Raw genomic sequence first — 14399 nt, 5'->3', positions numbered from 1 at the left:
CGTTCAGGTGCAGCGGACCGCGGCGAAGCTCGACCAGGATCAACGGTTCGGCGATCGGCGCCGGCTCCTGGGTGCGACCGCGGTACGCGTGACGGCCTTGGACGGTGCGGGCATCTCGACGGCAACGAATTCGGCGGCCGCGCCGGACGGTGTCGGGGTCACTGCGCCGCTCGTCGCCGATGTAGCGGGCATGCTGTCACGCTTGGTGCCGCGACCCGAGCGCCACTTGCGAACGAGATTGGCGTTCAACCCATGCGCCAGCGCGACCCCGGATATCGACGCACCCGGTTCGGCACAGGCGGCTCAATCTGCAGAAGCAAGCCGTTCAGTGCCGTCACGGGATCGATGTCGGCTTGCTGCAGGTCAGCGATCTGGTCGCATGTGCACAGGTAGCACTGGTCGACTTCAGACCATGCGATGGTGAAGTCCAGCTTCGTTTTGGGTTTCAACGGATGCAGGTTGACGTGCGGCGTCAAGACGACGCCGAGTCGCCGCATCACCAGCGCGACGGTTTCGTGCGGAATGGCCGCGCCCTTCATGAACGCTGTGACCAGGAACATCCTGGGGGTTCCGACGCGCGCTGTGAACTCGTGCCAGCCCATGCTCAGGGCCGTGATCCACAGCGCACGGGCGATCCGTTCCAGGTCGCCGCTGTTGTACGCCTCGATCAGATAGTCGGTGACAACGGTTCCGCCGAAATCTCGCAGACAGACGGCTCGGAAATCCTGCGACGCGTCCCGACCGCGCGGCTACGGACAGCGATCTGGCGGCTGGAGGTGCTGCAAGGCCGCGCCGACCCACGCAAGAACCCGTTGACCAAGGCCTCACGCCGCACACGAATGTACTGGCGGCGGCGATTTCGCGACGCCGAAGCGCGATATGGGAATGGCTTGATCGGCCTGCTCCCGTTGACCAGTGGCAACCGTGCACCTCGGGCGGCGCCAGCCTCGCTTGCCCTGGCCAAGGAGGTCATCGCCAGCGACTGGGAAACCATCCGCCGCAAGAGCAGAACCGTGTCGCACGCCCGATACCGTCTGCTTGCGCAGGAGAAGGGCCTCGCGACGATCAGCTACCGCCACTTCTGCACCCTGGTCAAGCAGCGTGGCGGCCACAAGCAGGCAGTGACTCGGATCGGTGAGAAGGCCGCCTACGACATGGAGCCGCATTACCTGCAGCTGGAGTGGACGACGCCAAGGCATGGCACCCACCCGTGGCACATCGCCCACATCGACCACACGCCCCTGCCCCTCAAGTTCGTGCACTCCAGCCTGGCGCAGATCGTCGCGACCATCTGGCTCACTGTCTTGATCGACGCCCACACGCGAAAGGTGCTGGCCTACTACCTCTCGTTCGACGAGCCGTCGTACCGCAGTTGCATGATGGTCATTCGCGACTGCGTTCGACGCCACAACCGCGTGCCGCAGATCGTTGTCAGCGATCAGGGGCCCGAGTTCATGGCGGTCTTCTACGAGACGCTCCTGGCTTCGCTGAGCATCACCAAACGCGAGCGGCGTGCCGGAAAGCCGCGCGAAGGCGGCGTTTGCGAACGCCTCTTCAATTCCTCGCAAGGCCAATTCGTCAAGATCCTGCTGGGAAGCACGGATCTGGTTGAGCGGCACTTCCGCAGCATCAGCCATGAAGTGGACCCGACACGCCATGCCGTATGGACGATGGAGCGCTTCGACGACGGCTTCGAGGCCTACCTGAAAGACGTTTACCACCCTAACCACCACGCTGGCCTCGGGATGTCACCGAACGCTGCATGGGCGCTGGGCCTGAGGTCGCACGGCAATCGCGCCCACCGCGCGATCCCTTACGACCAGAGCTTCCTCATCAACAGCTGCCCTGGCGTACGCAAGGGCACGGCAAAGGTCACCCCTGCCGGCATCAAGATCAACTACCGCTGGTTCAACTGCCCCGCATTCTGGGAGCCGGGCGTGCTCGGCTCCTCGGTGGAGGCGCGGTATGACCCCTTCGACGCGGGCATTGCCTACGCCTGGGTCAACGGGCTCTGGCACGCGTGCTACTCGGAGTTCCGCGCGGTGTTCGAAAGTATGACCGAGCGTGCGGTCAAGCTCGTCACGGAACGCCTGCGCCTTCAGGACCGTCAAGCCGGGCGGCAGCTTCCGATCAACGCCGAACGTATGGCGCTGTTCCTGGCTCAGCGCGAGCAGGACGAGGCGGTCGCCCGCCAACAGCTCAATGACGCCGAAGCGGCGCCGCATCGCAAGCGTATCCAGCAAACGGCCGCGCCGCTGGCCGGCAATGCGGCGACGACACCATCGCCGACCTCACCCGCCCCGAGCGTCGATCGACGCCCCATCACGCCCGCGGCGCCGCCTGCGCGCCGTCCCATTCGCGTTCTGGAGGATCTATGACTGCCAACACCATCGACCCGCGCCTCGCGGCCTTCCGCGCCAAGCGCATCAAGCATACGAGTGTCGGCGAGGCCTTCGGCACGCTGATCGGCGCCCTCCAACAACCGCGGCCTGAAAGCGTCATCGTGCTGGTCGGCCCCTCAGGCGTGGGCAAGAGCACCCTGGTTGCCGCCGCCGAGGACCGCCTGCAGAAGATCCACGCGGAGCGCATGGCACGCGACCCAGGCTTTCTGCCCTACCTGTCCTCGCGTGCACCGACGCCATTGGACGGGCACTTCAACTGGAAGGATCTGCACATCCGGTTTCTGGTCAATGCGGCCGAGGTGCTGATTGACCGCAGGGTTCTGCCGAGATTCGAAATGAACCTCGACGGGCGCAAGCTCGACAGCACCAAGGGCCTGGTACGCGAGGAGCTTCGGCGCAGCCTGGAGAGCTTGGTCCGGAATCGGAATGTGCCGGTCATCATGATCGACGAGGCCAGCGCCCTGCTTCGGCTGAAGCGCGGATCAGTTCCCAGCCTTCAGTTCGAGATCCTGAAGTCGCTGGCCGTCGAACTGAAGATCCCCATCGTACTCATCGGCGCGTACGACCTGCTGGGCATCCTCGAAGGGACGGGACAGTTGCTTCGGCGCTCCCAGATCATCCACTTGCAGCGATACCGGTCACACCCCTCGATCGGCGGCGTGGACCACAGCTTCACCGAGGCCCTGGGTAACCTGATTAACGCCATCGACCTGCCCAAGGAGGAAGGACTCGCGGAGCACTTCGACTTCTTTCACTTCAAGTCTCTGGGGTGTATCGGGGTCTTGAAGGATTGGCTCGACCGGGCCTTCGTAATGGCGCTGTCCGACCCGGACGGCCGGCATTGCATTTCAAGGGCCATCCTGGAGGCGACTGCCCTGCCGAACGGCCAGATCCGTCGTCTGGACGCGGAGGCCACCGCTGGTGAACTGAAGCTGCTGGAGATCGAGGACACCCAACTGGCCAAAGAGCTCGGCCTGGACTACACGCCTTCGCTGTATCTGCGCGCGCCAGAGATCGTGGCCCCAGAACCTGCGCCCACGGCCAAAAGGCGAACTGGGCGCGCAGGCTTGCGCGGCCCGTCGCGCGACCCGGTGGGGGTGGCCCATGCCTGAACTCACCTACGACCTGTTTGCCGACGACGCTGAAGCGCCGGCGATGGCTCCCCGCAGCACTCTGTATCACTGCCCGATCATCGACGAGGGCACGCCGATGCAGGAGTCGCTGCTGAACTACCTGCACCGTCTTGCACGCGAGCACCAGCTTCGGGTGATGGATCTGCTGGTTCAGATCGTGCTGCCGAAGACCAGCGTGACGGTCCACTACGGGAGGTTCCGCTTCGCCACCGAGTACGCCCGCACGGTGAACGGCTACGGCAAGTACGCATCCGAGGTGTCGGCGGCGCTGGTAGACCTGACCTGCAAGCCGAGCCTTCAGTCCTCGACCTTCCTGCATTGGTCGGGACTGTTCGACGGCAAGGGCGCTGGCCTTCTGCATCCCACCAGGACGTGGTGCCCGGACTGCCTGGCCGAGGCTGAGTCGGCAGGGGAGCCGCACAACTTCCCTCTGCTGTGGTCGTGCTCCAGCGTCACGCATTGCCCGATCCACATGTGCGAGTTGCAGTCCCGTTGCCTCAAGTGCAATGCACCCCAACAGCCCATCTGCGACAGCGCCTTCTACGGGCGCTGCGGGGCATGTGGTGCATCGCTGGGCTGGCGCTCAGGCCTGTTCTCGGCGCATCGGCTCTCTGTCCGTCAGTACTTCATCACCAAGGGCCTGGGCGCCATGATCGCCTTGCGGAACAGCGCCGTTGAACACGCGGCGCCGGAGCGCTTCGCGGCCGGGCTTCGGCGGGTTGCTGACATCACGCACGACGGCTCGCACAGGCAGCTGGCTACATCACTGAGGGTCTGCGACAAGGTGATGGCGGATTGGGTTCTCCTCAAGAAACGCCCCCGCATGGACACGTTCCTGGAGGTGTGCTACCGGCTGGGAACGCCTCCCCTCGACCTGTTGCAAGGTCATCTGGTCACGCCCGAGCCGCGCCTCAGGCCTGGTTCGCTCCCTCTCTCCAGGCCGTTCCACAAGCTTCCTCCCGAGCAACTGCGTGCGGTGGAGGCTGAGATCCATCCACCTCGGCCGGCTCGCCGATGGTGAAGTCCTTCAGCAGTTCCAGGTTCTCGATCAAGGTCCAGTTGTTGGCGGCGGACGATCGAATCTCGAACAAGCAGCCGAACTCGGCCGCTGCCACTACTGACGGTGGCGATCGCCAGCGCCCATCGTGGTCACGCTGGTAGCGCCCCGGCTGCTCCTTGGCCAGGCGCTCGAGTTGCTCTTCGCGCTTGCACTCGACGAAGGCAATGCCCGATCGCGTGATGCGCAGGTAGTCCGGCGTGGTCTGGGTTGTGATGCGCCGGACCCGGTCTGGGCCCAGGTACGCGATCTTCAAGGCCTGCGGCTGCGAGTAGTACTCCAGCGTTTCCTCGTCGTGATCCCATTCGACGATGGCGGCGTACTCGGTGCTGACGGCCTCCGCCTCCACGACGAAGGGCATCTTGATGCCGGCATACCGCGTCTTGCCGGACGCCTTGTTGGTGCGAACGGCCCGAGACGGTGGGTTGTCGCGAATGAACGGCACGCGGGCGCGGCCGACCTCGGGCAGTTGAAGTTTCTCGAAGAGCTGATGAAGCTCGGCGTCGGTCAACATGGCGTCCCTCCCGGTGTGTGGGAGGGGCCATGCGTGAGGTGGTGACCTCGGTCCATGGTGTTCCCCTTTCAGTGTCGGCAGGGCGAGCGCATCCAGCGCTCGCGTCGCCGCGGTCGATGAAATGAGCATGGGGAACTTGACGCGCCGGACCAGCGCGGTTAGATTGGAGCCAATCCCGCCAAGGATGGCTTGTTCCAGATTCCCCTGGACAGAAAGCCGCAGAAGGCCGCTCGCTCCAACGAGTGGCCTTTTTGCTTTCTGCCCATCGTTTTTGTCCTTGTCGATGTGGCGTCTGGGTCTTGTCGGTCCTCCGGCGGCTCAGGTCGAGGTTGATGGATGGCGCAACGTCATCCTGCGTTGGCAGTGTGCTGGCCGGCGCTCGCTGCTTCGCTGCCCGAGTTCGGGCTCCAAATTTCGTCCAGGTAGCGCGCTACGTCCGCGGTGGCCGCGAACACGCCGCGCCTACCTTCCATTTCGACGGTCTTGAACCTCAACTTGCCGCGCGCTCTGGCGGCCTGCAATGCCGCCACAGTGGGGTAGTGCAGGACCTTGCAGATGGCTTTCGCATCCATCAACGGGCCGTAGCTGCTGTTGAGCGTTTCGAAGAAGTTGGTCTGCATGGCTGGGCCAGTTCGCGCTAGTCGAGGACAGTCCAAATTGATCTGGATTGGCTGGCATCGTAGGCAGGGTCGCGACGTGCGGCAAACGGCCGATGCCTCCAGCGCCCACTGGTCGCAAGGCCATGTGTGCAGAGGCGAATTTCAGGTGGCGCGACCGGCCGGCCCTGCAATCCTTGTGCGACAAGGCTTGCACGCTTGTTTGTCAACAAGCAGTTGGCCCGAAGCTGCTGTCATCCTGGCAGCGTGCTGCTTTCAATACCCCACTTTGGGTGTCGGGATTGTTTTTCGCCGTGGTCCGAGTCCGGTCGCCTAGCGACTCTGCTACCCTGCGCAAAACGCTAGCGTTTTTCATACAGGAGCTTCCTTGGCCGTCACCAAAACCGAAGTCGTCAGTGTTCGCGTCCCGCCGGACGTGAAGGCCGCCTTGGTCGCTGCGGCAGGGCTAGAGCGCCGCAGCTTGGCCTCAATGGTTGAGTTCATGGTGATGGACTACTGCACGAGGAGGGGTATTGCAGGGGCGAAGTCGATTGGCGGTACCAAGGGACCGCGTAAGACGACACAGATCGACTGAGCAACGCGCCTACCGGCAGAACGAATTGGGAGAAAGGTTTGGCTACAAAGAGCAACCTGCATTTCGATGTAAGTACCGGTCTCAAGCGCGTGCTTGGGCGTGAGCTGATTACGGACGACGAAGTCGCGATTTTTGAACTCGTCAAGAATTCTTTCGACGCTGGCGCAGACAGCGTGAGGCTGTATTTTGACGAGGACATGATCGTCATCGCGGACAACGGCTCCGGGATGTCCTACGAAGACCTCACTAGCAAATGGTTGTTCGTTGCCTACTCTTCTAAGCGTAGCGACCGGTCTGCTGATGACTTTCGAAACGTTGCCGCTGAACGTCGGCATTACGCGGGCAGCAAGGGCATTGGCCGCTTCTCGTCCGATCGACTGGGTGAGGAAGTCATCATTCAGAGTCGCCCGCGAGGGCGCGCCAAAGCCGTCCATCGTCTGACTGTCGACTGGGAACTGTTCGAGAAGGACGCCAAGGAGCACTTCGAGAAGGTGCCTGTCCGCTACATCGAACAGGTGGCGTTTGACCTACCGCGTGAATTGCGCAAGTTTGAGTCAACCCTCAAACACGGTACGGCGGTCACCATCCAGCGACTACGTCGTCCCTGGCCACGCCAGCGCATTCTTGATTTGAAAGCGTCACTGGCGAAGCTTATCAATCCATTTGGCGACGAGACTGACGGTTTCGGGATTCACATTATTGCGCCAGCTGAGGTGGCTGAGGATAAGCGACTTGTTGCGGAACATGCCAAGGATGGCGAGAAACCTCTCCCCAAAGCTCTGGTCAATGGACAAATCGGCAACTTCATCTTTGCGACCCTTAAAGAAAAGACGACGTTCATTGAAGTGAACATCGGCAAAGAGGAGCTTCACACGACATTGACTGATCGGGGTGAGGTCATCTACAAAATCGCCGAGCCGAATCCGTATCAACATCTTTCGACAGCTGAATTTAGCTGCGAAATCTACTACCTCAATCATTCGGCAAAAGCGACCTTTGCCCGGCGCGTTGGCCTGCCATCCGTCCAGTTTGGATCGGTATTTTTATTTAGAAACAGTTTTCGCGTATATCCAATCGGGGAGGATGGGGATGATTGGTTTGGTTTCAATCGACGCAAACAGCAAGGCTATACACGCTATTTGGGGTCGCGTGAAGTAATTGGGCGGGTAGACGTATCCGGCTCGGATGATGATTTTCAGGAGGCATCGAGTCGCAACCAGGGATTGATCGATACGCCTGCCGTCGAGCAACTTCGCAAGGCAGTTATGGAGCACTGTCTAAAGCGCCTAGAGAAGTATGTCGTTCCTGTGTCTTGGACGGATGCAGCAGATGGCAAGACTGACGATCTGTCTCGACTGTTGACGGATCCCGGGCGTGCCCGTGTGTCCGCGGCTGTTGCCAATCTTGTCGACAACGACAAGGTGCGTCTGATTCAATACAGCAAGCGGCTTGTTGACCTGCTAAATGAACGCTCTAGTGACTTTGAAACCTCGCTCGTCAGCTTACGTGCAATCGCCGAAAAAACGAACGACACGAAAATGCTGGCCCGACTCGATTCGGCTGAGCGACGCTTTGATGACCTGAAGAAGTCGGAGGCCGACGCCCGCCGAGTGGCCGATAAGGCTCTGGCCGCAGCAGAATTCGCAACTCGCCGAGCTGTGACTGCAGAAGCTGAGATCGAGACCGAAAGGCGTCGCGCTCATTTTCTGGAGTCGTTTGTAAATGTAGACACTGCCACGATCCTAAATTTGCATCATCAGGTCACGATTTACGCCGTTGACATCGCGCAGCAGATCGAGAATTTCCTGAATGAGACCGCAGGCAAAGCGTCTATACCACGCGATATCGTACTGAAGACATTGGAGCAAATGGCCTTCCTAAACAAGAAGGTTATGTCGGTCACGAAGTTTGCGGCGAAAGCGAACTTCAAGCTTGATTCGGAAAAAATTGACACCGATCTGGCTGCGTTCATCTACGATTACATCGAGCAAATCGCCCGCACCACGGGCAGCGCGAGGCTGCAGATTACAGCTGAGAATTCTCATCCTGGTTTACGGCTGCGATTCAATCCGATTGATGCTTCAATAATTGTCGATAACTTGGTTAGTAATGCAAGAAAGGCGAAGGCCTCGCGTATCAAGTTCGTTCTAACGCAGCAGGATAAGAGTAGCCTAACTATTCATGTGAGCGATAACGGACGCGGCTTGGCGCCAGGGACGAATCGCGCACGAATCTTTGAAATGGGATACACCACCACACAAGGCTCAGGTCTAGGGCTATATCATGTTCGACAGGCCCTCGGAGAAATGGGCGGCAGCATCGAACTCGACGATCAAGTGGAAAAGGGCTTAGGCTTCTTAATCAAGATCGCAGCAAAAGGGAGAAACTCGTGAGACTCGACTTCAACGTACTGTGGGTTGATGATCAGCCTGGTAGTGTCGGCAATCAAATCAAGAGCATTGCTTCTCAGATGGCGGCTGAGGGCTTTGAGTTTAGGCCCCGTCAGTGCACTACGCTAGATCAAGTTAACGCGGCAATTTCAGAGGATGTGTTCACGGACGAGGTGGACCTGATTCTTGTGGACTGGGATCTTGGGAACGGCATGCATGGTGAGGACGCCATTGAGCGCATCCGTGAGGTCGTTCAGTACAAGGATGTGGTCTTCTACTCCGGTCAGTCGTCAGTCGTCGAATTGCGACAGAAGGCCTATGAGAAGCAGTTGGAAGGAGTCTACTGCGCTAGCCGCGAAGGTCTCGTCGATGAAGTGGTGGGCGTCTTTGATTCGCTGATCAAGAAAGTTCTCGACCTTGATCACACTCGCGGGATCGTGATGGGCGCTACTAGCGACATCGACCACATGATTAACACTTGCCTCTCCTTGGCCCACGACAAGCTCGATGAAGGGGGCAAGGCCAAATTCATTGAGGAAGCCATGAGGCGGGTGACGGAACAGGTGGAGAACGTCACCAAGCAGGGAGAGAAGCTGAAGAAGGTGCCGAGTGTCGAAGCGCTTTTCAAGGCCCACATGCTCTTTACGTCTGACCACCGCCTACGCATGTTGGCAACCGTCCTCGGAATGGATGAATTCGCTGCCCATGCAGCCGGTGTGGCCACAGTCAAGTCATACCGTGAGGGCGTTGTCCATGATCGCAATACTCTCGGGCATGCAGTCCTTGTTCCTCAGGGGAGGCCCGATAGCGTCGTGGACGACACTGGCAAGGTCGTAGACATCGCTCAGATGCGTGAACTGCGCAAACTGATTTTGAACCTACGCGCGGAGTTCCGCGCGCTGCTGGACGCTATGCAGGCCTGAGCTTTCCTCGAGGCGGCCTTTGACTGCTTTTGTAGGGCTGTGCTTGAGCAGATCGGTTAACACCTCGCCGATCGCACGGGCAACCAGCGGTGGAACTGCGTTGGCTACCTGTGTGAAACGAGGCACCTCTTGCTTCCGGAGATGCCCTCCGGTGGTGTACTTGCCCTGAAAAGAATACCAGTCAGGAAAGGTTTGAAGCCGCGCGTTCTCCCGGACGGTGAGGGTGCGCGGTTCCGAGTAGTGCAACAAGTCATCAGGCATGCTCGTGATCGTCGGCGACGGACGATCAGGGTCAAGCACCCGCAACGCCAGTTTCTTTAGGCCGTAGCGCGCTCGCATTTCAGCGCTGATGCTGGTATTTAGGCGACCTTCGGCGTGACTCACTTCGATGATTTCTTTGAACCGATTCGAAATATCCTCTGCATGACGTGCTAGCCGCAAGTCAGTAGGAATCTTGCAGCCGGCGTTCATCAGTTTTTGGTAATGCGTGAGCGGGCCTGCGTAGCGGATCTCTTCAAAACCTTTACTCTCCTTTGACGGCTGCTTTCCGGCGCGTCCGACTTCGAGGTCGGAAATTGCCATTGCAGACGATACCGGCGCGGTCAGACGCAAGGAGCGCAAAAAGGACGGAAGACGGTTCAAAAGGTGCTCGAATGGATTCGGTACGTCCAACTCTGATCGAAAAGCAAGGACAAAGTAGCGCGTACGTCCCTGCGGTACACCGAAGATGGAGAGATCGAGTAACTGTTCATGCACCGTGTACTCGTCTGATAGGCGCGCCTTAAGCGCCTGCGAGAAATTCTTGATTTCATCACCCGCATTGAAGTCGAGTGTGAATCCCCTGACGTTCTCTATCAATACGGCCTTGGGCTTGATGACGTCGACCAAGTTCAGGTATGAGGAGAAAAGCTGATTGCGGGGATCGTCATGCTTACGCCGGCCAGCACTGGAAAATCCTTGGCAAGGAGGTCCTCCGACTAAAACGTCAATGGTTCCTGCGAGGGCTTTGAGCTGCTCTTGATATTTGCTAAGAAGCTCGACGATCCCAATCGGCTCTTTGGGAAGCCATCGTGGCCAAACGTACTTGTGCGGTGTCTCTTGCGCCAGCAGATTGGCTTTTAGCGTCGCAAACGCGAATTTGTCGCGTTCGATTGCAAAGCGGCCGACCCAGCCCGCCTGCATCAGTCCGAGGGACAAGCCACCGCAGCCAGCGAAAGCGTCGATAAACGTCAGAGGCTTGGTGGAAGGTCGCGGCATCGTCTCTCAGTTCTACGTTGTTCATGGGCGTGCCCTAGCCCATTATGACTGGCCCGACGAATGAGCGCCAGGTCGAAGCGCGCCGGCTGAAGCTACCGGTGGGTGTCGTCGAGATGCCGCTGCCGAAGCCTCAAAGTCGCCCGGATGGAAGGCCGTACTTCGGAAATCGATGGGGTGTGTTCGGCGTTGACCGCTCGATACGAGGTTCTTGCCGCGGTTGGTCTGCGGTCCACCTCTTTGCTGGTGAGCGTCCAGGCGCCCCACCTTGCAGGGCTGGTCCGAGCCGCTACGGCGGGTTGATCTCGTCCGTCGTCTCGCCGGTGTCGTAGTACCGGCCGATGGCCTTGTCCAGACGCTTGAGCAAGGCGTTCAGCGCCTCGCCGTCGCGGCGCACCAGCATGGCCAGTGCGTTGTGCCCGTCGGCCGCGGTGGCAGCGCAGTCGATGCCGGCGATGCGGCCGACGGTGATTTCGCCACCGTCGTCGATCAGCGCTTCGATGTTCTTCATGCGTCGTGCCCGGCACTGGTCGGTTGCCACCGGTGCGGCAGCAACTCGTCGATCCGTCTGTTCAGGTGCATGGGCAGGCGCGCCAGCACATCGCGCAGGTAGGTCCAGGGGTCGTGCCCGTTGAGCTTGACCGACTGCACCAGGCTCATCACCACCGCCGCCCGCTGCCCGGCCAGCTCGCTGCCGATGAACAGCCACGCCTTGCGACCCATCTGCCAGGGCTTGAGCTGACGCTCCATGAAGTTGTTGTCCATCGGCACGGCCCCATCATCCAGGTGCGCAGTGAGTGCCGCCCAGTGGTTCAGGCTGTAGGCGATGGCCCCTGCGATGGCGCCGCCATCGGGCACCTGCCGACGCTGCACCTGCAGCCAGGCGTGCAATGCCTTGAACTGCGGCGCGTTCAGCTGCTGTCGCGCCTGCTGCCGCGTGACCGCATCCATGGCGCGCAGTTGCCCTTCGACGTGGTAGATCGCCGCCAGTCGCTCGATGGCCTCCTTCGCCACGGTGCTGTTGCCGGCCTTGGCGATCTCCTCGAACTTGCGGCGTGCGTGCGCCAGGCAGCCAGCACCCCGGCGCTCTGGGAACAGGCGCTGATCCAGTACCGGCCCGTAGCCGGCGTACTCGTCGCACAGCAGCGTGCCGCGCCAGGGCGGATCTGTCTGTCTTCGATGTCCTGGCTCGCCAGGGCCTCCGAAGAAGGCCAGCGGGTACTGCCCACCGCGCCCGGGCGTGAACTCGTAGATGACGCCCTGCTGCGCGTCGAACTCGCCGCGCGCATAGCCCCAGATGTAGGCCTTCTTCGTCTTGCCGGCCCCGGGGTCGAGCAGCGCCAGCGGTGTCTCGTCGGCATGCAGCACCGCCGCGCCCAGCACGAAGCGCTTGTGCGCCTCGTACAGCGGCTCCAGCGCCGCGCCGGCTTGGCCGGCCCAGGCCGCCAGCGTCGAGCGCGGGGTGTGCACGCCGGCACGGGCGTTGATTGCCTCCAGCCGGTAGTACGGCAGGTGATCGGCGAAGCGGCTGATCAGCGTGTGCGCCACCAACCCGCCGGTGGGAATGCCGCCGTCGATGATCTGCGGGTCCGCTGGCTCCTGCACCAGGCGCTCACAGCAGCGGCACGCCCACTTGCCGTAGATGTGACGGTGCACGAAGAACTCCGCCGGCACGATGTCGAGCTTCTCGCTGACGTCCTCACCAACGCGCACCATCGGCTGGCCGCAGCCGGTCGTGGGGCAGGCGGTGTCCTCGGGCTCGTGGTGGTGCTCCACGCGCCGCAGGTGCTCGGGCAGCGCCTGGCGGCGGGGCTTGCGCGGGGGCGCCTTCAGCGTACTCGGCACGTCGGGCTTGGCCGCGTCGGCCTGCGCCTGCAGTGCAGCCAGCTGCGCCTGCAGGCTGGCCTCGTCCTCGAGCAGCGTCTCCTGGAACATCACCCGCTGCTCGGTGTTCATCGCCTCGGTGCGTGCGCCGAACTTCCAGCGCTTCAGGCGCGCCAGCTCGAAGTGGATCTTCTCCAGCTTCGCATCGCGCAGCGTGATCTCGCGGTCCTTACGCTGCAGTTCCTCGCTCTGCTCGGCCAGGACCCGGTCCTTGGAAGCCAACTGCTGGCGTTGCTGCTCGACGTGTTCGATCAACTGCGCAGCCACTGCCGCCAGCGCCTCGGGCGCCAGGCCTTGCAGGTCCTGGGGCTGGAGGTCGTGCATGCCGAGCATGGACGGCATGATGCCGGCGACCGGCACTGCAGGCCATTGGCGCAAGTGCTGTCAACGCGGCAGCGGCCGGCCTCCTCGGGCTCACACGCGGGTGATCACGCTCATCTCGGGCAGCCGCTGCCAGGGCAGCCCCAGCACCAGCGCGTTGAACTGCTCCTGCGTCAGTGACAGCGGTGTGGTGGCCGCCTCGCGTGGCCAGACGAAGCGCCCGGCGTTCAGCCGGCGCGCAGCACACCACACGCCGAAGCCGTCGTGCACCAGCAGCTTGATGCGCGTGGCCCGCGCATTGCCGAACAGGTAGCCGTGGTGGGCATGGGCGGCGCCGAAGCTGGCGACCACGCAGGCCAGCAGCCGGTCGGCGCCGGCGCGCATGTCCACCGGCGCGGTGCACAGCCACAGCCGGTCGATGCGGATCACTTCAGCCAGCCCGCGGCCAGTTCGCGCAGCCATGCTGCGCAGTCGGCGCCCGACGATGCTGGCCAGCGAACGCTCAGGCTCGACGTGCCGCGGCGAAGTTCGACTTCAATGCACAGGCCGGCAGCAGCCCCTGCTGGCGCGACGTCGACAGGCGCGCCGGGCTTGGCCAACTCGGTGCCGGCCATTACGACGGGGATGAAGCGAGCGTCAGCAGCCGGCATCGGACCAACCACTGGCGACATTGACGGCTCGACCGAAGGCGATAGGCCCGCACGCTTGAGCCCCCGCCCGTGCAGCCACTTGCGCACGAGGTTGGCGTTCAGGCCGTGCGCCAGCGCAACGGCGGCCACCGAGGCGCCGGGCTCCTTGCAGGCCGCGATGACCTTCGACTTCAGATCAGCGTCGTGCCGGCGCCGGCTCTGGGAATTGGGATGCATGAATAGGTGTCCACCAAACGGAATAGGTGGACACCATCGTCAGCGGCCGGTCGCCGTCGGGCAAGGTGGGGTGGCTGGACGCTCACCTTTGCTGTGTCCAGGCGGGGGGTGTACCCCCACGCCATCGGCCCCTCACGCGGAAGGAACAAAAGAAAACAGCCCCTGATGGGGCTGTTGAACTTAGGGCTTGCACCTGTGAAATGAACCTAAGGATTGCACACGGTGCAATCCAATGCTTCAAGTCACACGCCCCTGTTGCGCGAAAGATATTGTTTGGTGGAGACGAGGAGGATCGAACTCCTGACCTTCGCATTGCGAACGCGACGCTCTCCCAGCTGAGCTACGCCCCCAGACCAGCGCGGAGTATAGCAGCAGCCGCCCGGCCGCCGTGGGCCGCCCGGACTGGGGTAGAAAGCCAGCCGCGGTGCGCGTTGCCGGCCATGCCGCGGTCGTGCGCCGCGAAG

Annotated in this window: 14 protein-coding genes and 1 tRNA gene; 6 read left to right on the top strand and 9 right to left on the bottom strand. The window is 61.8% G+C overall.

Annotated features, from left to right (window positions below; translation table 11 throughout):
- Positions 1 to 245 precede the first annotated feature (245 nt).
- Complete coding sequence (locus N4G63_RS13865) at positions 246 to 560, bottom strand: hypothetical protein (RefSeq protein WP_260786057.1); 315 nt, start codon at positions 558 to 560, stop codon at positions 246 to 248.
- Positions 561 to 590: 30 nt separating this feature from the next.
- Between N4G63_RS13865 and N4G63_RS13860 the strand changes: the two genes are divergently transcribed.
- From N4G63_RS13860 to N4G63_RS13850, 3 genes are read left to right on the top strand one after another with little or no spacing between them, the layout of a single operon-like run.
- Positions 591 to 2378, top strand: a complete 1788-nt coding sequence (locus tag N4G63_RS13860) for a TnsB C-terminal domain-containing protein (protein WP_260786056.1) — start codon at positions 591 to 593, stop codon at positions 2376 to 2378.
- A complete protein-coding gene (locus N4G63_RS13855) occupies positions 2375 to 3514 on the top strand; it encodes an AAA family ATPase (protein WP_314599824.1) in 1140 nt (379 codons plus the stop codon). Before N4G63_RS13860 ends, N4G63_RS13855 begins: the two co-directional genes overlap by 4 nt.
- Complete coding sequence (locus N4G63_RS13850; RefSeq protein WP_314599823.1) at positions 3507 to 4556, top strand: TniQ family protein; 1050 nt, start codon at positions 3507 to 3509, stop codon at positions 4554 to 4556. The genes N4G63_RS13855 and N4G63_RS13850 overlap by 8 nt, the downstream gene beginning before the upstream one ends.
- Here the strand turns inward: N4G63_RS13850 and N4G63_RS13845 are convergent.
- Both N4G63_RS13845 and N4G63_RS13840 read right to left on the bottom strand, forming a co-directional pair.
- The gene (locus tag N4G63_RS13845) at positions 4447 to 5106 is read right to left on the bottom strand and encodes a Tn7 transposase TnsA N-terminal domain-containing protein (RefSeq protein WP_260786054.1); all 660 of its coding nucleotides are present in this window, start codon (positions 5104 to 5106) and stop codon (positions 4447 to 4449) included. The genes N4G63_RS13850 and N4G63_RS13845 overlap by 110 nt on opposite strands.
- A gap of 347 nt (positions 5107 to 5453) precedes the next feature.
- Positions 5454 to 5726: a hypothetical protein gene (locus N4G63_RS13840; RefSeq protein WP_314599822.1), complete on the bottom strand. Its 273-nt coding sequence runs from the start codon at positions 5724 to 5726 to the stop codon at positions 5454 to 5456.
- Between the two features lie 364 nt (positions 5727 to 6090).
- Here N4G63_RS13840 and N4G63_RS13835 point away from each other — a divergent pair, with 364 nt between their 5' ends.
- The 3 genes from N4G63_RS13835 to N4G63_RS13825 are packed head-to-tail and all read left to right on the top strand — an operon-like array spanning position 6091 to position 9610.
- Positions 6091 to 6297: a type II toxin-antitoxin system antitoxin gene (locus N4G63_RS13835; protein ID WP_260786052.1), complete on the top strand. Its 207-nt coding sequence runs from the start codon at positions 6091 to 6093 to the stop codon at positions 6295 to 6297.
- A gap of 38 nt (positions 6298 to 6335) precedes the next feature.
- Positions 6336 to 8690: an ATP-binding protein gene (locus tag N4G63_RS13830; protein WP_260786051.1), complete on the top strand. Its 2355-nt coding sequence runs from the start codon at positions 6336 to 6338 to the stop codon at positions 8688 to 8690.
- Entirely contained in the window at positions 8687 to 9610 is a 924-nt protein-coding gene (locus N4G63_RS13825; protein WP_314599821.1) for a PleD family two-component system response regulator, read from the top strand. The genes N4G63_RS13830 and N4G63_RS13825 overlap by 4 nt, the downstream gene beginning before the upstream one ends.
- Here the strand turns inward: N4G63_RS13825 and N4G63_RS13820 are convergent.
- The 6 genes from N4G63_RS13820 to N4G63_RS13795 form a co-directional block, all read right to left on the bottom strand.
- Positions 9566 to 10867 carry a DNA cytosine methyltransferase gene (locus N4G63_RS13820; protein ID WP_314599820.1) on the bottom strand — a complete coding sequence of 434 codons (1302 nt, stop codon included), beginning with the start codon at positions 10865 to 10867 and terminating at the stop codon, positions 9566 to 9568. The genes N4G63_RS13825 and N4G63_RS13820 overlap by 45 nt on opposite strands.
- A gap of 286 nt (positions 10868 to 11153) precedes the next feature.
- Positions 11154 to 11375, bottom strand: a complete 222-nt coding sequence (locus N4G63_RS13815) for a hypothetical protein (protein WP_260786048.1) — start codon at positions 11373 to 11375, stop codon at positions 11154 to 11156.
- The gene (tnpC, locus tag N4G63_RS13810; protein ID WP_314599819.1) at positions 11372 to 13081 is read right to left on the bottom strand and encodes an IS66 family transposase; all 1710 of its coding nucleotides are present in this window, start codon (positions 13079 to 13081) and stop codon (positions 11372 to 11374) included. Before tnpC ends, N4G63_RS13815 begins: the two co-directional genes overlap by 4 nt.
- Before the next feature lie 81 nt (positions 13082 to 13162).
- Entirely contained in the window at positions 13163 to 13498 is a 336-nt protein-coding gene (tnpB, locus tag N4G63_RS13805) for an IS66 family insertion sequence element accessory protein TnpB (protein ID WP_260786046.1), read from the bottom strand.
- The gene (tnpA, locus tag N4G63_RS13800) at positions 13495 to 13935 is read right to left on the bottom strand and encodes an IS66-like element accessory protein TnpA (protein WP_314599818.1); all 441 of its coding nucleotides are present in this window, start codon (positions 13933 to 13935) and stop codon (positions 13495 to 13497) included. The genes tnpB and tnpA overlap by 4 nt, the downstream gene beginning before the upstream one ends.
- Before the next feature lie 274 nt (positions 13936 to 14209).
- A tRNA-Ala gene (locus tag N4G63_RS13795) sits at positions 14210 to 14285 on the bottom strand.
- Positions 14286 to 14399 lie beyond the last annotated feature (114 nt).

Source organism: Aquabacterium sp. OR-4, from assembly GCF_025290835.2.
Taxonomy (GTDB): domain Bacteria; phylum Pseudomonadota; class Gammaproteobacteria; order Burkholderiales; family Burkholderiaceae_C; genus Pseudaquabacterium.
Note: the sequence above shows the minus strand (reverse complement) of the source record. Positions and strands in the feature narration are given on the sequence as shown.

What these genes read in the sequence shown, in the direction of transcription:
- tnpC (WP_314599819.1), bottom strand. Translation starts at nt 13,081, where the DNA reads ATGCTCGGCATGCACGACCTCCAGCCCCAGGACCTGCAAGGCCTGGCG.
- N4G63_RS13845 (WP_260786054.1), bottom strand. Translation starts at nt 5,106, where the DNA reads ATGTTGACCGACGCCGAGCTTCATCAGCTCTTCGAGAAACTTCAACTG.
- N4G63_RS13855 (WP_314599824.1), top strand. Translation starts at nt 2,375, where the DNA reads ATGACTGCCAACACCATCGACCCGCGCCTCGCGGCCTTCCGCGCCAAG.
- N4G63_RS13815 (WP_260786048.1), bottom strand. Translation starts at nt 11,375, where the DNA reads ATGAAGAACATCGAAGCGCTGATCGACGACGGTGGCGAAATCACCGTC.
- N4G63_RS13865 (WP_260786057.1), bottom strand. Translation starts at nt 560, where the DNA reads ATGTTCCTGGTCACAGCGTTCATGAAGGGCGCGGCCATTCCGCACGAA.
- tnpA (WP_314599818.1), bottom strand. Translation starts at nt 13,935, where the DNA reads ATGCATCCCAATTCCCAGAGCCGGCGCCGGCACGACGCTGATCTGAAG.
- N4G63_RS13840 (WP_314599822.1), bottom strand. Translation starts at nt 5,726, where the DNA reads ATGCAGACCAACTTCTTCGAAACGCTCAACAGCAGCTACGGCCCGTTG.
- N4G63_RS13850 (WP_314599823.1), top strand. Translation starts at nt 3,507, where the DNA reads ATGCCTGAACTCACCTACGACCTGTTTGCCGACGACGCTGAAGCGCCG.
- N4G63_RS13820 (WP_314599820.1), bottom strand. Translation starts at nt 10,867, where the DNA reads ATGCCGCGACCTTCCACCAAGCCTCTGACGTTTATCGACGCTTTCGCT.